The organism is Chromobacterium paludis (assembly GCF_008275125.1).
Taxonomy (GTDB): Bacteria; Pseudomonadota; Gammaproteobacteria; order Burkholderiales; family Chromobacteriaceae; genus Chromobacterium; species Chromobacterium paludis.
In genome coordinates, this window is record NZ_CP043473.1 from 725,260 (window position 1) to 747,683 (window position 22,424).

General features: G+C 64.8%; 22 protein-coding genes. 10 read left to right on the forward strand and 12 right to left on the reverse strand.

Annotated elements, in window-relative coordinates; translation table 11 throughout:
- Positions 1 to 147: 147 nt before the first annotated feature.
- Positions 148 to 429, reverse strand: coding sequence for an ArsR family transcriptional regulator (locus FYK34_RS03265; RefSeq protein WP_149295033.1), 282 nt, complete (start codon positions 427 to 429; stop codon positions 148 to 150).
- Positions 430 to 497: 68 nt separating this feature from the next.
- On the opposite strand from FYK34_RS03265, the gene fdhD reads away from it, so the two are divergent.
- Positions 498 to 1,313 (forward strand): formate dehydrogenase accessory sulfurtransferase FdhD, encoded by an 816-nt coding sequence (gene fdhD / locus FYK34_RS03270; protein WP_149295034.1) that lies wholly within the window; start codon positions 498 to 500, stop codon positions 1,311 to 1,313.
- Here the strand turns inward: fdhD and mobA are convergent.
- The 8 genes from mobA to FYK34_RS03310 all read right to left on the reverse strand — a co-directional run bounded on the left by mobA (position 1,304) and on the right by FYK34_RS03310 (position 11,210).
- On the reverse strand, positions 1,304 to 1,945 hold the full coding sequence (gene mobA / locus FYK34_RS03275) for a molybdenum cofactor guanylyltransferase MobA (RefSeq protein WP_149295035.1): 642 nt from the start codon (positions 1,943 to 1,945) through the stop codon (positions 1,304 to 1,306). The genes fdhD and mobA overlap by 10 nt on opposite strands.
- 196 nt (positions 1,946 to 2,141) lie before the next feature.
- Positions 2,142 to 5,204 (reverse strand): efflux RND transporter permease subunit, encoded by a 3,063-nt coding sequence (locus FYK34_RS03280; protein WP_149295036.1) that lies wholly within the window; start codon positions 5,202 to 5,204, stop codon positions 2,142 to 2,144.
- An 8-nt stretch (positions 5,205 to 5,212) separates the two neighbouring features.
- Positions 5,213 to 6,319 (reverse strand): efflux RND transporter periplasmic adaptor subunit, encoded by a 1,107-nt coding sequence (locus FYK34_RS03285; protein WP_149295037.1) that lies wholly within the window; start codon positions 6,317 to 6,319, stop codon positions 5,213 to 5,215.
- 77 nt (positions 6,320 to 6,396) lie between these two features.
- Complete coding sequence (locus tag FYK34_RS03290; RefSeq protein WP_231137361.1) at positions 6,397 to 7,869, reverse strand: efflux transporter outer membrane subunit; 1,473 nt, start codon at positions 7,867 to 7,869, stop codon at positions 6,397 to 6,399.
- A gap of 249 nt (positions 7,870 to 8,118) precedes the next feature.
- Positions 8,119 to 8,883, reverse strand: coding sequence for a glycine betaine ABC transporter substrate-binding protein (locus FYK34_RS03295; RefSeq protein WP_149295039.1), 765 nt, complete (start codon positions 8,881 to 8,883; stop codon positions 8,119 to 8,121).
- On the reverse strand, positions 8,880 to 9,842 hold the full coding sequence (locus FYK34_RS03300; protein WP_149295040.1) for an alpha/beta hydrolase: 963 nt from the start codon (positions 9,840 to 9,842) through the stop codon (positions 8,880 to 8,882). Before FYK34_RS03300 ends, FYK34_RS03295 begins: the two co-directional genes overlap by 4 nt.
- Positions 9,839 to 10,135: an antibiotic biosynthesis monooxygenase family protein gene (locus tag FYK34_RS03305; protein ID WP_168209634.1), complete on the reverse strand. Its 297-nt coding sequence runs from the start codon at positions 10,133 to 10,135 to the stop codon at positions 9,839 to 9,841. The genes FYK34_RS03300 and FYK34_RS03305 overlap by 4 nt, the downstream gene beginning before the upstream one ends.
- Positions 10,136 to 10,196: 61 nt before the next feature.
- The gene (locus FYK34_RS03310; RefSeq protein ID WP_149295042.1) at positions 10,197 to 11,210 is read right to left on the reverse strand and encodes a zinc-binding alcohol dehydrogenase family protein; all 1,014 of its coding nucleotides are present in this window, start codon (positions 11,208 to 11,210) and stop codon (positions 10,197 to 10,199) included.
- A gap of 109 nt (positions 11,211 to 11,319) precedes the next feature.
- Here FYK34_RS03310 and FYK34_RS03315 point away from each other — a divergent pair, with 109 nt between their 5' ends.
- The 7 genes from FYK34_RS03315 (at position 11,320) to panD (ending at position 16,969) form a co-directional block, all read left to right on the forward strand.
- The gene (locus FYK34_RS03315; protein WP_149295043.1) at positions 11,320 to 12,225 is read left to right on the forward strand and encodes a LysR family transcriptional regulator; all 906 of its coding nucleotides are present in this window, start codon (positions 11,320 to 11,322) and stop codon (positions 12,223 to 12,225) included.
- Between the two features lie 149 nt (positions 12,226 to 12,374).
- Complete coding sequence (pcnB, locus tag FYK34_RS03320) at positions 12,375 to 13,727, forward strand: polynucleotide adenylyltransferase PcnB (protein ID WP_149295044.1); 1,353 nt, start codon at positions 12,375 to 12,377, stop codon at positions 13,725 to 13,727.
- The gene (gene folK, locus FYK34_RS03325; RefSeq protein WP_149295045.1) at positions 13,724 to 14,212 is read left to right on the forward strand and encodes a 2-amino-4-hydroxy-6-hydroxymethyldihydropteridine diphosphokinase; all 489 of its coding nucleotides are present in this window, start codon (positions 13,724 to 13,726) and stop codon (positions 14,210 to 14,212) included. The genes pcnB and folK overlap by 4 nt, the downstream gene beginning before the upstream one ends.
- Positions 14,213 to 14,235: 23 nt before the next feature.
- On the forward strand, positions 14,236 to 14,871 hold the full coding sequence (locus FYK34_RS03330; protein WP_149295046.1) for a deoxynucleoside kinase: 636 nt from the start codon (positions 14,236 to 14,238) through the stop codon (positions 14,869 to 14,871).
- 50 nt (positions 14,872 to 14,921) lie between these two features.
- Positions 14,922 to 15,710 carry a 3-methyl-2-oxobutanoate hydroxymethyltransferase gene (gene panB / locus FYK34_RS03335; RefSeq protein WP_149295047.1) on the forward strand — a complete coding sequence of 263 codons (789 nt, stop codon included), beginning with the start codon at positions 14,922 to 14,924 and terminating at the stop codon, positions 15,708 to 15,710.
- A gap of 20 nt (positions 15,711 to 15,730) precedes the next feature.
- Positions 15,731 to 16,564, forward strand: a complete 834-nt coding sequence (panC, locus tag FYK34_RS03340; protein ID WP_149295048.1) for a pantoate--beta-alanine ligase — start codon at positions 15,731 to 15,733, stop codon at positions 16,562 to 16,564.
- Positions 16,565 to 16,588: 24 nt separating this feature from the next.
- Positions 16,589 to 16,969 (forward strand): aspartate 1-decarboxylase, encoded by a 381-nt coding sequence (gene panD, locus FYK34_RS03345; RefSeq protein WP_043573938.1) that lies wholly within the window; start codon positions 16,589 to 16,591, stop codon positions 16,967 to 16,969.
- 53 nt (positions 16,970 to 17,022) lie between these two features.
- Here panD and thrH read toward each other — a convergent pair whose 3' ends face one another.
- The 3 genes from thrH to FYK34_RS03360 form a co-directional block, all read right to left on the reverse strand.
- Entirely contained in the window at positions 17,023 to 17,640 is a 618-nt protein-coding gene (gene thrH, locus FYK34_RS03350; RefSeq protein ID WP_149295049.1) for a bifunctional phosphoserine phosphatase/homoserine phosphotransferase ThrH, read from the reverse strand.
- 9 nt (positions 17,641 to 17,649) lie between these two features.
- Positions 17,650 to 18,267 (reverse strand): LysE family translocator, encoded by a 618-nt coding sequence (locus FYK34_RS03355; protein WP_149295050.1) that lies wholly within the window; start codon positions 18,265 to 18,267, stop codon positions 17,650 to 17,652.
- A gap of 63 nt (positions 18,268 to 18,330) precedes the next feature.
- Complete coding sequence (locus FYK34_RS03360; RefSeq protein ID WP_196782600.1) at positions 18,331 to 19,116, reverse strand: 2OG-Fe dioxygenase family protein; 786 nt, start codon at positions 19,114 to 19,116, stop codon at positions 18,331 to 18,333.
- Positions 19,117 to 19,240: 124 nt separating this feature from the next.
- On the opposite strand from FYK34_RS03360, the gene FYK34_RS03365 reads away from it, so the two are divergent.
- Together FYK34_RS03365 and FYK34_RS03370 are read left to right on the forward strand one after the other, a co-directional pair.
- Positions 19,241 to 20,155 carry a LysR substrate-binding domain-containing protein gene (locus FYK34_RS03365; RefSeq protein WP_149295051.1) on the forward strand — a complete coding sequence of 305 codons (915 nt, stop codon included), beginning with the start codon at positions 19,241 to 19,243 and terminating at the stop codon, positions 20,153 to 20,155.
- A 260-nt stretch (positions 20,156 to 20,415) separates the two neighbouring features.
- Positions 20,416 to 22,410, forward strand: coding sequence for a bifunctional 2',3'-cyclic-nucleotide 2'-phosphodiesterase/3'-nucleotidase (locus FYK34_RS03370; protein WP_149295052.1), 1,995 nt, complete (start codon positions 20,416 to 20,418; stop codon positions 22,408 to 22,410).
- Positions 22,411 to 22,424: the final 14 nt, after the last annotated feature.

Genomic DNA, 22,424 nt, shown 5'->3' on the forward strand with positions numbered 1-22,424 from the left:
AAGCTTGGGCCGCCGTAGCGGTGGGCGGATAGGCCCCAAGGATAAATCCGGCCGGCGGGGGCGCGTCAAGGCTTTATCTGCGAGTCATGTCCGCGGCGGCGCGCGCATGCCGGCGGCTGGTCTTGCCGAGGCGGCGGGAGGATAATGTCAGCCAGCGGGCGAGAACAGCTGGCGACACAGGGCCTTGCCCTGCTCGGTCAGCCTGGCATCGCCCTGGCCGGTCTCGTCCAGGCGCATCGTCGTCAATCCAAGTTCGTCCAGCAGCGACAGGCTGCGCCGCAGGGTGCTCATGCGCAGGCCGGCCTGCTTGCACAGCCTGGGCAGCGACCAGGGCGCGTCGCGGGCGGATTCGGCGCGCCATAGCTGGGACAGCAGGGCGGCGATGGCAGGGTCCAGTTGTTCGGTTTTAAGAGGCAGGTCTGCGGTCATGGCGCGCGCTAGGAGTGGAATCGGGCCTAGTCTAGCGTACTCGGGCGGAGCGACGCGGAAAGAAGAGAATGGATGCGATCAAGGACGACGTCGGCGCGGTCCGGCTGGCGGTGCGGCGGCACCGGGACGGCGCGGCGTCGGACGCCACCGACTGGGTGGCGGAGGAGGCGCCGGTGGCGCTGGTGTTCAACGGCATTTCGCATGCGGTGATGATGGCGACGCCGTGCGATCTGGCCGAGCTGGCGGTCGGCTTCGCCTTGAGCGAGGGCATTGTCGCGCGGCGGGCGGAGATTTTCGACGTCGAGGCGGAAAGCGTCTGCGGCGGTGCGGAGGTGAGGCTGGAAATCGCCCAGCCGGCCTTCCTGGCCATGAAGGAAAGGCGCCGCTCGCTGGCCGGCCGCACCGGCTGCGGCGTGTGCGGCATCGAGAGCCTGGGCTTGCTCGATCTGGCGCCTGAGCCCATCGCGCCGCCGCCGCGCCCCGTCGCCGCCGACGGCCAGGCCATCGCTCGCGCGGCGGCTGGCTTGCCGCCGCATCAGCATTTGACGCGCTTGACCGGCTGCGCCCACGCCGCCGCCTGGTGCGCTTTGGATGGAACCGTGGGCAAGGTGTTTGAGGACGTGGGCCGGCATAATGCCCTGGACAAGCTGATAGGCTGGCTGGCGATGCGGGAGATCGCGCCGGGCGATGGCTTCGTTTTCCTGTCCAGCCGCGCCAGCTACGAGCTGGTGCGCAAGGCGGCGCGGGTCAATATTCCCATGCTGGCCACCATTTCCGCGCCCACCGCCCTGGCGGTGGATATCGCGCGCCGCGCCGGGGTGACGCTGGCCAGCTTCTGTCGGCAGAACGGTTTCGTCGAGTATACCGCCCAAGCTCAAGCCTGATCAGGCGCGGCCCGCGGGGGGCTGGCCTGGTCTTTCCACTCGCGCTCCAGCCTGGCCAGGTCTTCCGGGGAGTTGAGGTTGCGGAAAGCGAGCGGCGCGTCGTCGAAGGCCACGGCCAGCGCGCTGTTGGCGGCCTGCCATTCGCGCACGCGGCGCCCGCCGCCTGCCAGATAGGCGCGCAAGGAGGGCAGCAGCGCGCGCGACAACGCCATGCAGACGGGCTGCGGCTGGCCGGCGCAATGCGCGACGCTGATCTGAGCCTCGCCCAGCCGCAGCGGCGCCATCAGCCGCGCGGCCAGGTTGTCCGGCAGCAAAGGCAGATCGCATGGCGCCGTGATCAGCCACTCGGTGGGGCAGGCGGCTAAACCGGCCTCCAGTCCCGCCAGCGGGCCACAGCCCGCATAGCCCGGCGCGTCCGTCACCACCTGACCCAGCGCGGCGTAGCGTTCCAGATTGCGGTTGGCGCTGATCAGCAGCGCGTCCGCCTGCGGCCGCAGCCTGGCCGCGGTCCGTTCGGCCAGCGCGATGCCGTCCAACTCCACCCAGCCCTTGTCCGCGCCGCCCATGCGCGTGCCCTGGCCGCCGGCCAGCAGCAGGGCGGTGAGGGGGCTGGCGAGATGGCTGGTCTGCATGGTTGGCTCCTGAAACGGGCGGGGCGGAAGCCGGCTTTTCCCGTGTTCGAACGCTCAAGACGGAGAAACAGATCATCCGCTCCGCATCTGGTTCATGGTTGGCGAAACGCCCATAGTGGTCGATCACGGCCTTGGGAGGCGGGAATGAAAAACGGCGGCCTGTGGCCGCCGTCGCATTCTAGCGCAAAGCCGGCGCTCAATGCGCCTGCAGCGCTTCCCCGGCTGAGGATTCGGCCGCCTTTTCCTCGCGGCGCGAGGCGATGAACATATACATCGCCGGCACCACGAACAGCGTGAACAGCGTGCCGATGGACAGGCCGGTGAAGATCACCAGGCCCATGGCGTAACGGCCCGCCGCGCCGGCGCCGGAGGCGATCACCAGCGGGATGACGCCGAACACCATGGCCGCGGTGGTCATCAGGATGGGGCGCAGCCGGATGGACGCCGCCTCCTCGATGGCCTGGCGCTTGCCTATGCCGGTCTTGCGCAGCTCGTTGGCCACCTCCACGATCAAAATCCCGTGCTTGCTGATCAGGCCCATCAGCGTCACCAGGCCCACCTCGGTGTAGATGTTGAGCGAGGAGAAGCCCAGGAAGATGAACATCATCGCGCCGAACAAGGCCAGCGGCACCGACACCAGGATCACCACCGGGTCGCGGAAGCTCTCGAACAGCGCCGACAGCGCCAGGAACACGATGATGACCGCGAACAGCATGGTCATCAGGAAGCCGCCGGACTCCTGCATGTACTGGCGCGACTGGCCGGCGTAGTCCACGGTGTAGCCGGTGGGCGCCACTTCCTGCACGGTGTCGCGCAGGTATTGCAGCACTTCGCCCTGCGACACGGCCGGCACGCCGGAAATGGTGGCGGAGTTCAGCTGCTGGAAGCGGCTGATGGATTCCGGCACCACCGAGTGCTTCAGCGTGGCCACGGTGCTCAGCGGGATCATGCTGCCGCCCGGTGTCTTGATGTAGTAATCCAAGAGCTGGGACGGATTGAGGCGGTCTACCTGTTGCACCTGCGGAATCACCTTGTAGGAGCGGCCGTCGATGGAGAAGTAATTGACATAGCCGCCCCCCAGCGCCGCCGACATCGCGTTGCCCACTTCCTGCTGGGTCATGCCCAGGGCCGCGACCTTGTCGCGATCCACCACCAGGGTGGCTTGCGGCTTGTCTATCTTCAGGTCCGCGTCCAGGAAGTAGAACTTGTGCGAGGCGCGCGCCTTGTCCAGCACCTGCTGCGTCACCTGGTTCAGGTTTTCAAACGGCTCGGTAGTGGTGATGACGAACTGCACCGGCAGGCCGGAAGCGCCCGGCAGCGGCGGGAACTGGAAGGCCGCCACGCGCGCGCCGGCGATCTTGTTCCAGCGCGCTTGCAGGTCCATCTGGATTTCATGCGCGCTGCGCGAGCGCTGGTCCCAGGGCTTGAACAGCACGCCGCCTATGCCGGCGTTGGTGGTGGGCACGCCGGTGATCTGGAACATCTGCTTGTATTCCGGCATGCTCTTGCCCACCTGGAACACTTGGTTGGCGTAGGTCTGCATCTGGTCCGCCGTGGCGGTGGGCGCGCCCACCACCTGGGACAGCACGATGCCCTGGTCCTCTTCCGGCGCCAGCTCCGACTTGGACATCTTGAACATCACGGCCAGCAGCGCGATCAGGATGGCGCCCATCACGATCAGCACCGGCCAGGTTTCCAGCAGGCTGTGCAAGAGGCGCTGGTAGCCGTGGCGCACGCGCTCGAACGTGCGGTCGATGGCGTGGACGAAGGGGCTGTTGTCCATGTCGGCGTTGAAGAAGCGCGAGCACATCATCGGCGACAAGGTCAGCGCCACCACGCCGGACACCGTCACCGCCGCCGCCAGGGTGAAGGCGAACTCGGTGAACAGCGCGCCGGTCAGGCCGCCCTGGAAGCCGATGGGCACGTATACCGCCACCAGCACCACCGTCATCGCCAGGATGGGGCCGCCCAGCTCGCGCGCGGCGATGATGGCCGCCTCGAACGGCGTCTTGCCCTCGCGCATGTGGCGGTCCACGTTTTCCACCACGATGATGGCGTCGTCCACCACCAGGCCGATGGCCAGCACCAGGGCCAGCAGGGTCAGCAGGTTGATGGAGTAGCCCAGCATCAGCATGATGAAGAAGGTGCCGATCAGCGACAGCGGCATGGCGATCACCGGCACCACCACGGCGCGGAAGCTGCCCAGGAACAGGAAGATCACCACGGTCACGATCACCAGCGCTTCCACCAGCGTCTTCACCACCTCATGGATGGAGGTGTTGATGAACTCGGTGGAGTCGTAGACGATCTGGCCGGTCAGACCGGTGGGCAGCTGTTTCTGCACGTCCGGGAAGGCCGTGCGCACGCGCGAGGCCACGTCCAGGATATTGGCCTCCGGCGCCACCTTGATGCCGATGAACACCGAGCGCACGCCGCTGAAGGCGACGTTGAAGTCATAGTTTTCCGAGCCCAGCGTCACCGTGGCCACGTCTTCCAGCCGCACGATGGCGTCGCCGTTGCGCTTGACCGCCAGCTGCTTGAACTCGTCCACCGAGTGCAGGTCCGTGTCGGCGGTCAGCGGGATGGTCACCATCTGGCCCTTGCTGGAGCCCAGCGCGGTCAGCGTGTTGTTGCCGGCCAGCGCGGCGCTGACATCGGAAGCGGTGACGCCGTGCGCCGCCATCTTGGCCGAATCCAGCCAGGCGCGCAGCGCGAACTGGCGCGCGCCCAGGATTTCCGCCGTCTGCACGCCCGGTATTGAGTCCAGCTTGGGCTTGACCACGCGCACCAGGTAGTCGGTGACGTTGTTGGTGGGCAGCTCGTTGCTGTAGAAGCCCATATACATGGCGTCGGTGGTCTGGCCGGTTTGCACCGTCAGCACCGGCTGCTGCGCCTGCGGCGGCAGCTGGTTTTTCACCGAGTTGACCTGGGTGTTGATCTCGGTCAGCGCGCGGTTGGCGTCGTAGTTCAGCCGCAGGGTGGCGGTGATGGTGGACACGCCGCTGGCGCTGGAGGACGACAGATAATCAATGCCCTGAGCCTGGGCGATGGCCGATTCCAGCGGCTGGGTGATGAAGCCGGCCACGGTCTTGGCGTCGGCGCCGTAGTAAGCGGTGGAGATGGTCACCACCGCGTTCTGCGTGCGCGGATACTGGTTGATGGGCAGGCCGAACAGCGAGCGCAGGCCCAGCACCACGATCAGCAGGCTGACCGTGGTGGCCAGCACCGGCCGCTTGATGAAGATGTCGGTAAAGTTCATGACGGGCCTCAGTGTTCTTGCGGCGTCGGGTTTGGATCGTTGGCCGGACGCACCGAGTTGTTGACGGTGACCGGGGTGCCCGTCTTCAGCTTCAGTTGGCCGCTGGTCACCACTTCCTGGCCTTCCTTCAGGCCGCCGGTGATCGCCACCTGGTCGCCGCGGGTGTCGCCGGTGGTGACGAAGGCCTGTTGCGCCTCCGGACCGTTCTTGCCCTGCTTGACGATGAATACGGTGGAGCCGTAGGGGTTGTAGGTGATGGCGGTTTGCGGCAGGGTCAGATGGCGTTGCTTGGCGCCGATGTCGATGGCGGCGGTGGCGAACATGCCGGGCAGCAGCTTGCGCTTGGGATTGGCGATGGTGGCTTCCACCTGCACGTTGCGCGTGGTGGGGTCCACCTTGGGGTTGATCGCGTTGATCTTGCCCTTGAAGGCTTCCTTGCCGAAGGCATCGCTGGCGACGCTGACCGGCTGACCCACGCGCACCTGGCCGATCTGGCGCTGCGGCAGCGTGAAGTCCACATAGACCGGGTCAATGGTTTGCAGGGTGACGATCTTGTCGCCCGGGTTCAGGTACTGCCCCGGATTGACCGCGGTGATGCCCAGCCGGCCGGCGAAGGGCGCGCGTATGGTTTTCTTGGCCACTTGCGCGGCTTGTTGCGCCACCAGCGCGGTCTTGCTCTTCAGGTCGGCCGTGTCGGCGTCCACCTGGGCCTGGCTGACGCCGTCTATCGCCAGCTGGGCGCGGTCGCGCTTCAGCGTGGTGGCGGCCAGTTCGGCCGCGGCCTGCAGCGAGCGCAGCTGGGCCTGGTCGGCGTCGGCGTTCAATTGCACCAGCACGTCGCCGGCCTTGACGTCCTGGCCGGACTTGAAGTGCAGGCTGCGCACCTGGCCGGCCACTTCGCTGCTGATGTCCACGCCGTGCACGGCGGTCAGCGTGCCGACGGCGCTCAGTTGCGGCTGCCATTCCTGCATTTTGGCGACGGCCGTGGTGACGGTTTGCGGACCCGGCTTGGGCGCGCTGGCGATCAGCTTCTGGATGTGCAGGAAAAAGCCTACGCCCAGCGCCACTATCAGCGCCAGCACGCAGCCCAGCATGATCAACATTCGCTTGGTCATGATTTGTCTTCTCTAAATGGCGATTCGTAATTCGTTTTCCCGCGCCGGCGGCGCGGGGCTTGTGATCGTGTCGGGCATCAGCCGCCGGCCTGGGGGGCCGCCGGCTGATGCCACCAGCCGCCGCCCAGGGCCAGGAACAGCGCGGCGGTGTCGGCGTAGCGCGCCGCCTGCGCCTGGATCAGGCCGATGCGCGATTGCTGATAGCTGCGTTGCGCGTCCAGCAGGGCCAGGTAGCTGATGCCGCCCAGCTTGTATTGCCGGGTATTGACCGCCAGCGATTCGCGCGCCTGGGTCTCGGCCTCGGCCTGCGCCTTCAGCGCGGCGGCGTCGGTTTCGATGGCGCGCAGGCTGTCGGCCACGTTCTGGAAGGCCTTCAGCACGGTGGCGCGGTATTGCGCCTCCGCTTGCTGGTATGCGGCCTCTGCGGCGCGGCGCTTGGCGCTGAGCGCGCCGCCGTTGAACAGCGGCTGGGTCAGGCCGGCGCCGATATTCCATAGCGTGTTGCCCACGTCCATGTCCTTGAATACGCTGTGCTGGTCGCTATAGCTGCCGCTGAGCGTGATCTGCGGATACTGGTTGGCCGTGGCCACGCCGACATTGGCGCTGGCCTGGCGCAGCAGCGCCTCGCTGGCGCGGATGTCGGGACGCTGGCGGGCCAGTTCGGACGGCAGGGATACCGGCAGCTCGGCGGGCAGCGCGAGCGAGTCGAGATGGAATTCCGGCAGACCGCCCTCGCCGGGGAAGCGGCCGGCCAGCACCGACAGCTGATGCCGGGTTTGCGCCAGCGCCTTTTCCAGCGGCGGGATCTGGGCGCGGGTTTGCGCCACCAGCGTGCCCTGGGTCAGCGCCACGGCGCGCGGATGCGCGCCCAGTTCGACCTGTTTCTGGATGATGGCCAGCTGCGCCTCCTGTGCCTGCAGCAGCTCGCGCGTGGCTTGCAATTGGCCGCGCAGCGCGGCTTCCTGCACCGCGGCGGTCACCACATTGGAAATCAGGGTCTGGTAGGCGCCTTCGGTCTGGAAGCGCTGGTAGTCCACCGTCGCCATCAGGGCCTCAAGCTGGCGGCGGGAGCCGCCGAACAGGTCCAGGGTGTAGGACACGCTGACTGAGGCGTTGTAAAGGTTGAACTCGCTGGGCGTGGAGCCGCTGGATATCGAGCGCTGGCGGCTGCCGCCCAACTGGCCGTTGACGGCGGGAAAGAGCAGGCTGCCTGATGCGGCGTTGTAGCTTTCCTCCGATTGGCGCAGCGCGGCCTGAGCCGCTTCCAGCGTCGGATTGTGCTCCAGCGCGGCGCGGATCAGCTGATCCAGCGCGGGGGAGCGGAACAGTTTCCACCACTCGGCCGGCAGGTCCTGGCCGTTGATCAGGCGCTGGCTGGCGCCGGACGGCCCCACGCGGTCGCCGCGCGCGCTGACGGTGCGCTCCGGCAAGGCGCTGCCGGTATACGGCGCGTCGGCGGCCTTGGGTAGGACGGGTGTTTTGAAGTCTGGGCCGACGGCGCAGCCGGCCAGGGCCAGCGCGACGGCCAGCCCCGCGGCGGCCAGGCGCAAAGGCGGCGGGACGCGACTTGGAAGCGGTTTGGAATGCACGGCATGCTCCTGGATATGCGGAGAGCCGACGACCGGGCGGGGCCGGCGCCGTCTCTCCTGAATGTCTTCCCCTGCTGCAATGCACGAGGCGGGTCAGGGGATGAAGTTGCTATGCTCTATGGATTCGCGGCGCATGTCTACTGGGTTGAGGGTAGGGATATCGAAATGTCGTTTTGTTGAATACCGCTGTCGCGGCCAGCCTGGCAGGCGTTAGGCCGGCAGCCGGCTGGCCGCCGCGAGAGGATCGAGCCCTTGGCGCGCGACCAGATGATCCAGGTAGGTCAGCGCTTGGTTGCCCAGCCGCAGGCCGCGCAGCTCAGACGCGGCGGCTTCCGGCAGCCTGGCCAGCGCGTCCTTGCGGATCAACAGCGTGGCTTCATCGCGGCCGCGCAGCAAGCCTTCCGGGTCGGCCAGTTCGCGGATGCGGTGGGACCAATGCAGGTATTGCGGCTGCCACAGCGGCACCACTGCCCAGTCGCGGCGGGCGACCGCCTGTTCGAAGGCGGCGACGCAGTCGTCCAGGCTGCCATGCCGGAAGGCGTAGCCGGCCTGTTCCAGCTGGTAGCGCGCCATGATCTGCAGCGAGAAGCGGCTGATGCCGGCGCCGGGATTGATGCCCTGGATGGTCTTGGCCATGCGCGCCGCGACTTCGGGTTTTCGCAGGTCCGCCAGCGTGGAGACGGCCTCTGGCGGCACGTAGTCGGGCACGCCCCATAGGGCGTATGGGGTATACAGCACGGTCAGTTTTTCCACTTGCTCCTCGATGGGCGCCAGGTAGGCGCCGTGGCTGCCGGGCAGCCAGGCGCTGCACAGCAGGTCGCCCTGGCCGCTGGCCAGCAGCTCGAAGGCGCGCTCATGCGGCACGCGCCATTCGCTGACGGTGACGCCGTGTTTTTGCAAGACGGCGGCCACCACGCCGGCGCTGGCGGCGTGGAAGGATAGGTCTATCGTGATCAGGGTTAAGTGGACGGTCATGATGGTTCCTGGTCGGAAAGGGTCAGAGCCTGCCGCAGCGCCTGGCCGGCGTGATCGATTACCGCGCGTGCGGCGGGCACCGCGCCGTCAAGGTGCAGGCTGGCGTGAGGCAGGTTCGGCAGCAGAATGGTTTCGGCAGGCACGCCGGCAGCGGCGAGCGCGGCGGCGTAGTTCAAGCCATCGTCGCGCAGCGGATCCAATCCGGCCACGATGATGGCGGCGGCCGGCAATCCGCGCAGCTTGCCGCGCAGCGGCGAGGCGTAAGGCGAGGCGGCGGAGTCATCGTCCGGCAGATACATGCGCCAGCAAGCGCGCATGGCGTCGCGGGTCAGCAGATAACCATCGGCGTAGCGCGCGTACGATTCGGTGTCGAAACGGCAATCGGTGGCCGGGTAGATCAGCAACTGGCGGCGTATGGCCGGGCCGCTGTGGTCGCGCAGCCATAGGCAGGCCGCCGCGGCGAGATTGCCGCCGGCGCTGTCCCCGGCCAGCGCCAGGCGGGCCGGGTCGGCGCCCTGCGCGTCGGCATGGGCGGACGCCCATTCTGCGGCTGCGACGATATCCAGCAACGGCGTGGGGAAGCGATGCTCCGGCGCCAGCCGGTAGGCCGGTACCAATAGCAGGCAGCGGCCGGCATTGGCCAGCGCGCGGGCCGGCGCGTCGTACAGGTCGAGCGTGCCGCGCGTCCAGCCGCCGCCGTGGGCGAATACCGCCAGCGGCAGCGGGCCTGCGCCGCTGTTCGCCGGGCGATACAGCCTGGCCGTCAATGTCGCGCCATCGGCAGTCGGGATGGCCAGCGTCTCGACCGCGTCCACGGCTTCCGGCGCCGCTTGCCAGCGGCGCAGGCTCTCGGCCGCCGCCCGTGCCCGTTCCAGCGAGTCCGGTTCGATGTCCAGCGTTCCGGCGGCGCGGGCGCGCGCCAGGAAGGCTTGCATCAGCGGGTCGGGCGGCAGGCTCATAGCGCGGAATTGGGCTGGAAGTGAATCAGTTCCGGCTCGCCGTCGAAGTGATGCCAGAAGCTCTGGGCAAACGGTTGGAAGTCGGCATGAGCCATGAAGGCGCGGTGCGCGTCCAGGCTGTCCCATTCCACGGCCAGCAGGTAATCGCGGTCAGTCTGCAACTGGCGGCCCAGCTTGTGGCCCTGATAACCTGGCTTGCCCAGCAGATAACGGCTGGATGCGGCGCGCCAGGCGGTTTCGAAGTCTTGCAATTGACCCGGCTTGACGCGCAGGCGGACGATTTCAACGATCATTGAGTCTTCTCCTTGGAGGCAGGCTTGAGGCAGCGGCCGCCAGGCGGCCGCGAAAATCGGTTTAGAAGCCCGACAGCACGATCTTGCCCTTGGCGGCATTGCTTTCCAGCAGCGCGTGGGCGCGCTTGAGGTTGGCGGCGTTGATGGCGCCGAAGCGCTCGGCCGCCGTGCTCTTGACGATGCCGGCATCCACCAGTCGCGCCAGTTCATTCAATAGCTTGTGCTGCTCGATTTGGTCGTCTGTCGAGTACATCGAGCGCGTGTACATGAACTCCCAGTGCAGCGACAGGCTCTTGCGCTTGAGCTGGGAAATGTCCAGGGCGGCCGGGTCGTCGATCAGCGCCAGCTTGCCCTGCGGCGCCAGCGCCTCGACGATCTCGGCGAAGTGCTGGTCGGTCTGGTTCAGGCTGGCCACGTAGTCCACGTGTTCGATGCCGATGCGCTTCAATTCCCGGCTCAGCGGCTGGCGGTGGTCTATCACATGATGCGCGCCCAGTGCCGTCACCCAGGCCTGGGTTTCTGGACGCGAGGCGGTGCCGATCACGGTGAGGCCGGTCAGCCGGCGCGCCAGCTGGACCAGGATGGAGCCGACGCCGCCAGCGGCGCCTACCACCAGCAGCGTCTTGCCGGATGGTTGGCTATTGGCCAGCACTTGCAGGCGGTCGAACAACAGCTCCCAGGCGGTGATGGCGGTCAGCGGCAGGGCGGCGGCGGTTTCGAAATCCAGGCTGTCCGGCATGCGGCCGACGATGCGCTCGTCTACCGCGTGCAGCTCGCTGTTGGCGCCGGGGCGCTGCAGGGCGCCGGCGTACCAGACGCGGTCGCCCGGCTGGAACAGGCTGGCCTTGGCGCCCACGGCCCTCACCACGCCGGCGGCATCCCAGCCCAGCACGCGGGGCTGGCCGGCTTCCGGCGCCATATTGGCGCGCACTTTCACATCCACCGGATTGACCGAGATGGCTTTGACTTCGACCAGCAGGTCGTGCTCGCCGATGATGGGTTCGGGCAGTTCGACATCCAGCAAGGCTTCGGCGTGATCGATCGGCAGGTTCTGGTAATAGGCGATGGCTTTCATGGCATTTCCTTTGTGGCTGTGGCGTGAATCAGTGCCTGCATGGTATTGCTATTTGATTGAGAGAAAATCCAGCTATTATTGGAATCAATTTCAAAATTAAATTGATAAAATGATCAGATTGGACGATTTGCAGGTCTTCATCCGCGCGGCGGACCTGGGCAGCCTGTCCGCGGCGGCGCGGCTGCTCGATTTGAGCCCGGCGGTGGCCAGCGCCGCGCTGAAGCGGCTGGAGGCGGAGGTGGGCGCGCAACTGTTGGCCCGCTCCACGCGCAGCCTGAGGCTGACGCTGGCCGGCGAGCGCTATCTGGAGCATGCGCGCGCGGCCTTGGACGCGCTGGCGGCCGGCGGCCGCGCGCTGGCGCAGGATCGCCAGGCCTTGGCCGGCAGCCTATCCCTGTCCATGCCGTCCGATTTGGGGCGTAACGTGCTTAGGCCCTGGGTGGACGATTTCCTGGCGCGCCACCCGGGGCTGAGCCTGCAGCTGCGCGTCAGCGACCGGGTGGCGGATCTCTACCGCCAGCCGGTGGACGTGGCGCTGCGTTACGGCGTGCCGGAGGATTCCAGCCTGGTGGCCTTGCCGCTGGCGCCGGACAATAAGCGGGTGTTGTGCGCCTCGCCGGATTACTTGGCGCGGCACGGCGCGCCGGACGCGCCGCCGGCCCTGCGCGAGCGCGAGTGCCTGCGGCTGGTGTTGGGCGAGGCGGTGCACGAGCGCTGGAGCTTTGAACGCGGCGGCGAGCGGCAGACGGTGGCGGTGAGCGGCCGCTGGATGAGCGACGACGGCGAAATCGTGCGGCGCTGGGCGGGGGAGGGCAGGGGGATAGCGTACAAGTCAGGGCTGGACGTGCTGGCCGATTTGCGCGCCGGCCGGCTGCTGCCCCTGCTGGAGGGGTATGAGACGGAGGCGGCGCCGCTCTATCTGGTGACGCCGCACCGCTTGATGCTGTCGCCGGCGGTAACGGCCTTGCGCGAGCATCTGCAAACTTGCCTGGCCCGCTATCTGGCTGAACCATAATGAAAAGGCCGGCCAGGCCATTCAGTCTGGAACAAGTTGCGGAGGCGGGAGCGCGTGATGTGTATTTTCCGTAAAGATTCGGGCTATAATCGCCCGCTTGTATCCCTAACCTTGCGAATCCAGCATTCCAAGCCACTATCTTCCACCACATGATCCGCAAGCTAATCCGTAAAGTCCTGGAGCTGCCCATGGGCAAGCGCCGCGGCAAGCCCCGCGTCTACCCGCTGCCGCAGCATGGCGTCCGTCGCGACCAACTGAGCTCCGCCGCGCTGCGCGTGACCAGCCGCCTGCAGGAGGCCGGCTACGCCGCCTACGTGGTGGGCGGCGCCGTGCGCGACCTGATGCTGGGCGTGTCGCCCAAGGACTTCGACGTGGCGACCAACGCCACGCCGGAGCAGGTGCATCACCTGTTCCGCCGCTCCCGCATCATTGGCCGCCGTTTCCGCATCGTCCATGTGATGATGGGCCCGGAAACCATAGAGGTGACCACTTTCCGCGGCGGCAGCGTCGACGACACCAATGAAACCGGCCGCATCATGGCCGACAACAGCTTCGGCAGCCAGGAAGAGGACGCGCATCGACGCGATTTCACTGTCAACGCGTTGTTCTACGATCCGTCCGACGAGACCGTCATCGACTACCACCACGGCGTCAAGGACCTGCACGCCAAGAAGCTGGTGATGATAGGCCAGCCGGCCCGCCGCTATCAGGAAGACCCGGTGCGCATGCTGCGCGCGGTGCGCTTGGCGGCCAAGCTGGGCTTCGAGATCGACGAAGACACCAAGAAGCCTATCCGCGCCCACGCGCATCTGCTGAAAAAAGAGCCGGCGGCGCGTTTGTTCGACGAGATGCTCAAGCTCTTGATGTCCGGCCAGGCCTACGCCTGCCTGAAAAAGCTGCGCGACGAGGGCCTGGCGCGCGGCGTGTTCCCGCTGCTGGACGCGGTGATGGACGAGCAGGGCGACGACGCCTTCCTGCGCCTGAGCCTGGAAAGCACCGACGCGCGCTTGCGCGCCGACAAACCGATCTCCGTCGGCTTCCTGCTGGCCACCTTGCTGTGGCGCCAGGTGAACCAGGGCTGGCAAAAGCGCGTCGCCGAGGGCGAGAAGAGCCTGCCGGCGCTGATGGCCGCCATCGACGAAGTCGAGTCCGAGCAAGAGAACGATCTGGCCATTCCGCGCCGCTTCAGCGTGACCATGCGCGAAATCTGGACCCTGCAGGCGCGCTTCGACAACCGCACCGGGGCGCGCCCGTATCGCTTCCTGGAACAGCCGCGTTTCCGCGCCGCCTATGACTTCCTGGCCTTGCGCAGCGAAGCGGGCGAGGTGCCGCGCGAGCTGGTGGCATGGTGGGAGGCCTTCCAGCGCGCCGACGGCGCCGAGTGCGAGCGCCTGATCGCCGAGGCCAAGGCTGGCGGCGCCGAGGAGCCGGCCAAGAAGCGACGTCGCCGCCGCAGCGGCGGCCGCCGCAAAACCGAGGGCGGCGGGGAGAGCGCCGAGTGACGCTGGCTTATGTCGCTCTGGGCAGCAACCTGGAGCAGCCTGAACAGCAGGTGAGGGCCGCGCTCGCGGCCCTTGGCCATTTGCCCGGCAGCGCGCTGCTGCGCCATTCATCCCTATACCGCACGGCGCCGGTGGGCTACGCCGATCAGCCCGATTTCATCAATGCCGTGGCGGCCCTGGAAACGGACTTGCCGCCTGCGGCATTGTTGGCGGAGTTGTTTGCCATCGAGCAACGCTTCGGCCGCCAGCGCAGCTTCCGCAACGCGCCTAGGGTTCTGGATCTTGACCTTTTGCATTACGATGGCGTCATAATGTCGGAGGCGGAACTGGTGTTGCCGCACCCGCGCATGCGCGAACGCGCCTTTGTCATGGTGCCGCTGGCCGAAATCGCCGCCGGGCAAGACTTGCCTGGCGTGGGCGACGTGTCCGCGCTGGCCGCCGCGTTGGCGGGGGACGGCATAGAACGGCTGCCGGAGGCTGGCTGAATCCGCTCGAGAACAGGAAGAACATGAGTCATTTGCGATACGTGGTGGTGGAGGGGCCGATAGGCTCCGGCAAGTCCTCGCTGGCCAAGCGCTTGTCCGCCTACTGGGGCGTGCAACTGAAGGCGGAAGACCCTGCCGCCAATCCGTTCTTGCCGCGCTTCTACCGCAATATGCCGGCGCATGCGCTGTCTACCCAGCTCAGTTTTCTGACGCAGCGCGCGGACATCGCGCGCGAGATGCTGCATGGCGAGTTGATGGCCGCCCCCTTGGTGTCGGATTTTCTGTTCGAGAAAGACGAGCTGTTCGCGCGGCTGAATCTGGATGAGCACGAGCTGGCGCTGTACCGCCGCCTGGCCCGGCTGGCCCTGCCGGAATACCCGGTGCCGGACCTGGTGATCTATCTGCAGGCATCGGAAGAGACGCTGCTGCAGCGCGTGGCGGCGCGGGCCATCGATTATGAGGTGAATTTCCCGGAAGGCTATCTCAAGCGCGTTCACGCCGGATATAGCGAGTTTTTCCATCAATACGAGGCCGCGCCGTTGCTGATCGTCAACACCGATCACCTGAATCTGGTGGACGGCGAAGAGGACTTCGAGTTATTGATCCGCTGCATTGCCGACATGCGCGGTCAACGCAGTTATTTCAACAAGAGCGCCTGATACGGAGTTCTCCGCGTGGCGCCGCCGATGGAACACGAGGAAGTCGAGAGATGAAAATAACCGTCAATACCTTGCACAAGCTGGCCGCGGAAGGCCAGAAGATCACCATGCTGACCTGTTACGACGCCAGCTTCGCCAGCCTGCTGGACGAGGCGGGCGTGGAAATCCTGCTGGTCGGCGACTCGCTGGGCCCGGTGATGCAGGGCATCGATTCCACGCTGCCGGTCAGCGAGGCGGACATGCTTTACCACATCCGCTGCGTGGCGCGCGGCAGCAAGAACGCGCTGATCCTGGGCGACATGACTTTCGGCGCTTACCAGGAAAGCCCGCAGCAAGCCTTCGCCCACGCCGCCCGCCTGCTGCAGGCCGGCGCGCACATGGTGAAGCTGGAGGGCGGCGCCTATATGGCCGAGACCACCCGCTTCCTGGTGGAGCGCGGCATCCCGGTGTGTTCCCACATCGGCCTGACCCCGCAGTTCGTCAATGCCTTCGGCGGCTACCGCGTGCAAGGCCGCGGCGATGACGGGCAGCGCGTGATGAACGACGCCAAGGCGCTGTCCGAAGCCGGCGCCAGCCTGATCGTGATGGAGTGCGTGCCGGCGGAGCTGGCCAAGGCGATCACGGAAGCCGTCGATACGCCGACCATAGGCATAGGCGCTGGCGTGGACACATCCGGCCAAGTCTTGGTGCTGCAAGACATGCTGGGCGTGTACCCGGGCAAGAAGGCCAAGTTCGTCAAGAACTTCATGGAAGAGGCCGGCAGCATCCAGGGCGCTATCCAGGCCTACGTCAAGGCGGTGAAGGACAAGACCTTCCCGGCCGCGGAACACACTTACTGAGCCAGGGAGAGACGCAAGCGATGGAAATCATCCGTACCGTGGCCGAGATGCGCGCCTGGCGCAAACATGCCGGCAAGCTGGCCTTTGTCCCCACCATGGGCAATCTGCACGAGGGGCATCTGGCGCTGGTCAAAGCCGCGCGCGAGCAGGCGGACAAGGTCGTCGTCAGCATCTTCGTCAACCGGCTGCAGTTTGGCCAGGGAGAGGACTTCGACGCCTATCCGCGCACGTTCGATGCCGATTGCGACAAGCTGCGCGCCGCCGGCGTGGACGCGCTGTTTTTCCCGTCCGAGCGCGAGCTGTACCCGCGCGTGAAGCAGGACTTCAACGTGGAGCCGCCGCACATCCAGAACGAGCTGTGCGGCGCCTTCCGTCCCGGCCATTTTCGCGGCGTGGCCACGGTTGTCACCAAGCTGTTCAACATCGTGCAGCCGGACCTGGCCTGTTTCGGCAAGAAGGACTACCAGCAACTGCACGTGATCCAGGCCATGGTGGATGATTTGAACTCCCCCATCGCCATCGTGCCGGTGGATACCGGCCGCGCCGCCGACGGCCTGGCGCTGTCCTCGCGCAATGGCTACCTGACGCCGGAAGAACGCGCCGAGGCGCCGCGCCTGTACCGCAATCTGACCGCCATCCGCGACGGCCTGCTGGCTGGCCGCCAGGATTACGCGGCGCTGGAAACCGCCGCGCGCGACGACCTGGCCGCCGCAGGCTGGACGGTGGACTACGTGGAAGTGCGCCAGGCCGATACGCTGGAAATCGCGCACGCCGGCGAGAAGCGCCTGGTGGTGTTGGCCGCCGCGCGCCTGGGCAAGACCCGCCTGATCGACAATATCGAAGTGTTCCGTTAAGTCGGGACGAGAAGGAAAGCTGTCATGCAACGCAATATGCTCAAGTCCAAGCTCCATCGCGTGACCACCACGCATGCCGAGCTGCATTACATCGGCTCCTGCGCCATCGACGAGAACCTGCTGGAAGCGGCGGATATTCTTGAATACGAAGAAGTGCAGATCTGGAACGTCACCAACGGCGAGCGTTTCGCCACGTACGCCATCAAGGCCGAGCGCGGTTCCGGGGTGATCTCGGTGAATGGTTCCGCCGCGCGCCGCGCCGCGCCGGGCGACCTGCTGATCATCGCGTCGTTCGCGCAGTATGAGGACGCCGAGCTGAAGAACCATTCGCCCAAGCTGGTATTCGTCGACGGCGACAATCGACTGACGGAAGTGAAGGGCGCCACGCCGACCCAGCCAGCCTGATCGGCGCCTGTCGGCCTCAAACCAAGCGCGCAGCGTTCAGCTGCGCGCTTTTTTCATGCCGATATCCTGGCGCATCGTTCAAGAATCGCCGGGTAGCCGTCCACAATCTCCACGGTTAATGCATCGTCAGGACGGAGGGCTTGCCGCGTGGTGGCCGAGGGACGGAAGAGATAGCCCTGATCCGCCGCCCTCAGCATGGCCAGATCGTTCAGCGCGTCGCCGACCGCCATTATGCGGCGGTAGTCGCGACGAGCCGCGGCGATGGCCTCCTGTTTGCCCTGGCTGCGCGTATAGCGGGCGGCATTGATATAACCCTGCCCGTCGCAGTCGAAAACATGACAGGCCGCGTCCGGTCTCCCCAGCTGGGCCAGCAGCGGCGCGAGCATTTGCTGAAAGGCGTCGGAGACGATGAGGATGCGCCAGCTGGGCGAGAGCGCGGCGAGAAATTCTATGGCGCCTGGCAAAGGGGCTTGCGCGGCGCAGATATCCACCACGCGCGCCAGGCCGATGTGATGCGACTTGAGCAGGGCGATGCGCTGGTTGACCAGCGTGGCGTAGTCCGGACACTCCCGCGTGGTGGCAGCCAGGGCGGGAATGCCGGTCTCGCGGGCGATGATGGGCCACAGCTCGGGAATCAGCACGCCTTCCATGTCTATGCAGGCAAGATTCATGCGTCCTCCTCAATGCATCATCGGCGAGAGGGCCAGCGTGCCGCCCAGGCCGATCAGCACGCTGCCGATCAGGCGATTCAGCAGGCGTTGCATGCTCAGCATCGCGCCGCGCAGGCCGTCGTGGGAGAAAAACAGCGACACCAGGCTGAACCAGGCCCAGTGGGCGAAGGACATGAACAAGCCGTAGCCGAACTGCAGACTCAGCGGCGTGTCCGCATGCACGACCTGGGTGTAGGTGCTGACCACGAAGAGCGTGGTCTTGGGGTTCAGCGCATTGGTCAGAAAGCCGGTTTTGAAGGCGCCCCAGGCGGAGACCGGCTGGCCTGCGTGCAGGTCGACGCGCACATGCGGCTCCTGACGGAAAGTCTGCACGCCGATATAGACCAGGTAGGCCGCGCCGCAGAGTTTGATCGTGGTGAACAGCCAGGGCGTATGGCCTATGAGCAAGCCCACGCCCAGCATGGTGTACATCACGTGCAATTGCACCCCAAGCGCGATGCCGGTCGCCGATAACAAGCCCGCCTTGCGCCCTTGCAGGATGCTGTTGCGGGTGACCATGGCAAAGTCGGCGCCGGGGCTGATGACGGCGAGCAGGGTGATGATGGCGACAGCAAGCACTTCGTTCATATGGCAGGCCTTTTTTGGTTGGCAAGGATTGGCGGCCCAGTCAGGGCCGCTGGATGGGCTGGATCAGGCGTGGGTGCGGCGTTTGAATGTCACCACCAGCACATCGCGGTTGGCAGGATGCGCTGCGTCTTGTTTCTGAATCGGGGTTACGCCATGGAAAACGTGCTCGTCATTGACAATGGCAAGGTCAAAGGGACGGCTGAGGGTGAATCCAGAGACCGGAGTCTTGTTCAAATCGTAAATCGTGGTTTGGCCATCAACGATGTTCTCGCGATTCACCATCAGCATCATGACGTAACTGACGCCATCCCGATGCACGCCTTCGGGAGTGGGTTTGCCCACGCCGTCCTCCTGCGGAGAGATGCGGAATTGGTGGACTTCAATGTGCCAGTTGTTATAGGGCGCTAGGCTGCTGAAGAGGTCGCATCCCAGTTGAATCAAGGAACCCAATGTCGCGCCGCGCAGGATGTCTTCTGCTATGGGAAGAAAATGTCTAGCGATGCCGCCATTCAAGGGGTTGTAATGCAAGGTTTGGTAATGCGGCTGATGAGGTTCTATGTGGAAAGTGTCGGCGCCTGCTTGGGCGCTGAATGTTGCGTGCCGTCTGAAACGGTAGGTGCCTCCATCCGCCATATAGTGATCTTGACCCAGTTCGGACCAGCTCTTAATGAATGCATCCTGGTCCGTCAGCGCCTTGGGATTTTGTTGCTTCAACAGGGTCATCACATCTAAGCCGTCAATGAATAGGAAATCGTCACGGCTGATGGTATTGCAGAGATCATCGATCATTCGGGAGTACGGATTGAACTTGATCGTGGATGGCTCTTTTTCCAACTGCAGGGTATTCATTACGTGTTCCAATGGGGATAGTGAAAAAAGTCGTGGTTTCAGAGAGCTGCAATATAAAATTACCATATTGACTATTTTTAATTGCATATTTATGCTAATGGTTTTTCATTAAAAAGACTTATGGATGAGTCCAATCAGACTCCCCTCGCTCAACGCGCTGCGGGCTTTCGATGCCGCTGCGCGCCACTTGAGCTTCGTCCGCGCCGCCGATGAGCTCTGTTTGACTCAAGGCGCCATCAGCCTGCAAATCCGCCAGCTGGAGGAGATGCTGGGCCATCCGCTATTCGAGAGGCGAAACCGGGCCGTTTTCCTGACGCGGGCCGGTCTGCGTTTGCAGGAAGTCAGCTCGGATGTGCTGCGTCGATTGGAGCAGGGCATGCGCGAATTCCAGGCGCCCGCGCACGAGCAGCCTCTGGTGGTGTCCTGTGAGCCAACCATTGCGATGCGCTGGCTGATTCCCAAGCTGGCTTCATTTCACCAAGCGCATCCAGCGGTACAGATCCACTTGCTGGCCGCCGGCGGTGAAATCGATTTTTCCGCCTGCCGCGTCGATTTGGCCTTGCGTCGCAATGATTTCGCCTGGCGATCCGAATACCACGCGGAGGTGGTCGGCCGGGAGTGGGTGGCGCCGGTATGTCAGCCCGGCCTGGCGGTGGCCAGTCAGGGCGATCTGAATGCGCGCTGTCGCCTGCATACCTTGTCCCGCCCCTCGGCCTGGGAGGATTGGCACCGCTGCACAGGACGGTCAGATGGTTCGGACCCTGCCTGGAGCAAATGCTTCGAACACTTTTATCTGAGCCTGCAGGCCGCGGCCTCGGGACTCGGCGTCGCCATGGCTTCAGTTTATATGGTGGAAAGCGAGATGCTGGATGGCCGACTGGCCGCGCCATTCGGATTTGTCGAGGATGGCAGCGAATATATTCTGTTGTCGGCGGAGCCTTTTTCTGGCGATGCGCGTCGGCAAGCATTCTTGGCGTGGATTCGGCAAAGCTTTAATGATTCCGCCAGCCTGCTGATTGCCGATGCCGAACATGGCTGATGGGAAGCGAGAGCATCGGCGCGCGTGTCATTTGGCCAATAGCATTTTAGGCGGTAGCGGGGCGCGCAGAGGGTTGCCTGTTTGATTGCTTGATGGATTGTTTGACATTTATTATTTTTCGATGGCGAATTTCTCTAATATTCGAGATTAATGTTTGATGTGCAATAAAAAAATAATGTTTTGAGACGGAAATTTTTGATCGAAAAGAATAGAATGCCGCTGGGCCTCATGCCCATTATAAAAATCGAAAGGCATTTGTGATGACGATGAAGACTCTCGTGCTGCCCAGCCTGGTGCTGGCGGCGTTGACGGGCTGCTCCACCACGACGAGCAATCAACCGGTAGAAGGCAGCACGGTAAACGTGACGCTGCTGGAAACCACCGATATCCATCAAAACGTGCTCAGCTATGATTATTACAAGCTGGCCGCCAATCCTTCGTTTGGTTTGGAGCGTGCGGCCACCTTGATTCAGCAGGCGCGCGCGCAGTATCCGAATAACCTGCTGCTGGATGACGGCGATCTGATTCAAGGCACGGCGCTGGGCGATTACCAGGCGGTGGTCAATCCGGTGAAATGCTCGGACACGCTGGCTGTGCATAAGGTGATGAACTACCTGAAGTACGACGCCGGCACCATAGGCAACCATGAATTCAATTACGGCCTGCCTTTCCTGTCCCAGGTCACCAATACCGATTTCCGCCTGGCCAATATCGCCAAGCCGAATGGCTGCGGCGCGCCGTCTTATCCGCTGGTGCTGGCCAACGTCAATAATCTGGCCGACGGCAAGCCGATCTTCCAGCCCTACACGATGCTGAAGCGCACCTTCAGCGGCGTGGCGCCGGATGGCAGCGCCATTCAGGTGCCGATCAATATCGGCGTGATCGGTTTCACTCCGCCCACCATCATGGACTGGGACAAGAAGAACTTGCAGGGCCAGGTGATCACCGCCGGCCTGAAGGAAACGGCGCAAACCTATATTCCGCAGATGCGCCAGCAAGGCGCCGATCTGGTGGTGGCCTTGTCGCACGGCGGCCTGGATCCGTCCGCCTATAGCCCGACCATGGAAAACGGCAGCTGGCATTTGACCAAGACCGGCATCGACGCGCTGCTGATCGGCCATTCGCACGACATCTTCCCCAACCCCGGCTCCGCCACCTCGCAGTTCAACAATATGCAGGGCGTGGACAATACCAAGGGCCTGGTCAACGGCGTGCCGACCGTGATGGGCGGCAACTGGGGTAATCGCCTGGGCCTGATCCATCTGACGCTGAAGTTCAGCGGCGGCAAGTGGGTGGTGCAGAACGACAAGAGCTCGGTGGAAACGCGCTCGATCAAGAACGCGGACGGCACTTATGTGGCGGCCGATCCCAAGGTGGGCCAGCTGGTGGCTGCCGAGCATCAGGGCACGATTGATTATGTGAAGACGCCGATAGGCAGCACTGACTTCCGCATGAACACCTACTTCGCCCTGCTGGGCGATGTCAGCGCGGTGCAGATCGTCAATATGGCGCAGCAGGACTACGTCAAGAAATACATCCAAGCCAATCTGCCGCAATACGCCTCCCTGCCGGTGCTGTCGGTCTCCGCGCCGTTCAAGGCCGGCCGCAATGGCGCCAGCGACTACACCGACGTGCAGAAGGGCGCCATCGCCATCAACAACGCCGCCGACCTGTACTTGTACCCGAACACGGTGCAGGCAGTGAAGGTGACGGGCGCGGACCTGAAGAACTGGCTGGAACGCTCGGCCGAGATGTTCAACACCATAGACCCGGCATCCAGCGCGACGCAGGATCTGCTGAACCCCAACTTCCAGGTGTTCAACTTCGACGTGATGTACGGCGTGCAGTACCAGATCGACGTCACCAAGCCGGTTGGCAGCCGCATCGTCAACCTGACATATAACGGCGCGGCGGTGGACCCCACGCAGCAGTTCGTGGTGGCCACCAATAACTACCGCGCCAGCGGCGGCGGCAATTTCCCGGGCATAGACGGCACCAAGACCATCATTCAGGCGCCTGATGCCAACCGCGACGTGTTGATCGCCTACATCAAAGCCAACGGCAATTTGAGCCAGGCTCAGTATGGTTCGACCCGTCCGTGGAGCTTCGTCAAGGTCAGCACGGCGGCGCCGGTGCGCTTCAAGAGCATCGCCAATCAGTTGCCGCTGGCGCAGTCTGCGGGTCTCAAAGGCCTGAGCGGCGGCACCGACAAGGGCGACGGCACCGGCGACTACCTCGTGGATCTGAGTCAGTAAATCTACAGGGGGGG

What these genes read in the sequence shown, in the direction of transcription:
- FYK34_RS03365 (WP_149295051.1), top strand. Translation starts at nt 19,241, where the DNA reads ATGAGTCCAATCAGACTCCCCTCGCTCAACGCGCTGCGGGCTTTCGAT.
- mobA (WP_149295035.1), bottom strand. Translation starts at nt 1,945, where the DNA reads ATGCAGACCAGCCATCTCGCCAGCCCCCTCACCGCCCTGCTGCTGGCC.
- panC (WP_149295048.1), top strand. Translation starts at nt 15,731, where the DNA reads ATGGAAATCATCCGTACCGTGGCCGAGATGCGCGCCTGGCGCAAACAT.
- pcnB (WP_149295044.1), top strand. Translation starts at nt 12,375, where the DNA reads ATGATCCGCAAGCTAATCCGTAAAGTCCTGGAGCTGCCCATGGGCAAG.
- panB (WP_149295047.1), top strand. Translation starts at nt 14,922, where the DNA reads ATGAAAATAACCGTCAATACCTTGCACAAGCTGGCCGCGGAAGGCCAG.
- FYK34_RS03295 (WP_149295039.1), bottom strand. Translation starts at nt 8,883, where the DNA reads ATGACCGTCCACTTAACCCTGATCACGATAGACCTATCCTTCCACGCC.
- FYK34_RS03305 (WP_168209634.1), bottom strand. Translation starts at nt 10,135, where the DNA reads ATGATCGTTGAAATCGTCCGCCTGCGCGTCAAGCCGGGTCAATTGCAA.
- FYK34_RS03265 (WP_149295033.1), bottom strand. Translation starts at nt 429, where the DNA reads ATGACCGCAGACCTGCCTCTTAAAACCGAACAACTGGACCCTGCCATC.
- FYK34_RS03280 (WP_149295036.1), bottom strand. Translation starts at nt 5,204, where the DNA reads ATGAACTTTACCGACATCTTCATCAAGCGGCCGGTGCTGGCCACCACG.
- fdhD (WP_149295034.1), top strand. Translation starts at nt 498, where the DNA reads ATGGATGCGATCAAGGACGACGTCGGCGCGGTCCGGCTGGCGGTGCGG.
- FYK34_RS03310 (WP_149295042.1), bottom strand. Translation starts at nt 11,210, where the DNA reads ATGAAAGCCATCGCCTATTACCAGAACCTGCCGATCGATCACGCCGAA.
- FYK34_RS03355 (WP_149295050.1), bottom strand. Translation starts at nt 18,267, where the DNA reads ATGAACGAAGTGCTTGCTGTCGCCATCATCACCCTGCTCGCCGTCATC.
- FYK34_RS03315 (WP_149295043.1), top strand. Translation starts at nt 11,320, where the DNA reads ATGATCAGATTGGACGATTTGCAGGTCTTCATCCGCGCGGCGGACCTG.
- FYK34_RS03330 (WP_149295046.1), top strand. Translation starts at nt 14,236, where the DNA reads ATGAGTCATTTGCGATACGTGGTGGTGGAGGGGCCGATAGGCTCCGGC.
- FYK34_RS03300 (WP_149295040.1), bottom strand. Translation starts at nt 9,842, where the DNA reads ATGAGCCTGCCGCCCGACCCGCTGATGCAAGCCTTCCTGGCGCGCGCC.
- FYK34_RS03285 (WP_149295037.1), bottom strand. Translation starts at nt 6,319, where the DNA reads ATGACCAAGCGAATGTTGATCATGCTGGGCTGCGTGCTGGCGCTGATA.
- panD (WP_043573938.1), top strand. Translation starts at nt 16,589, where the DNA reads ATGCAACGCAATATGCTCAAGTCCAAGCTCCATCGCGTGACCACCACG.
- FYK34_RS03360 (WP_196782600.1), bottom strand. Translation starts at nt 19,116, where the DNA reads ATGAATACCCTGCAGTTGGAAAAAGAGCCATCCACGATCAAGTTCAAT.
- FYK34_RS03370 (WP_149295052.1), top strand. Translation starts at nt 20,416, where the DNA reads ATGACGATGAAGACTCTCGTGCTGCCCAGCCTGGTGCTGGCGGCGTTG.
- thrH (WP_149295049.1), bottom strand. Translation starts at nt 17,640, where the DNA reads ATGAATCTTGCCTGCATAGACATGGAAGGCGTGCTGATTCCCGAGCTG.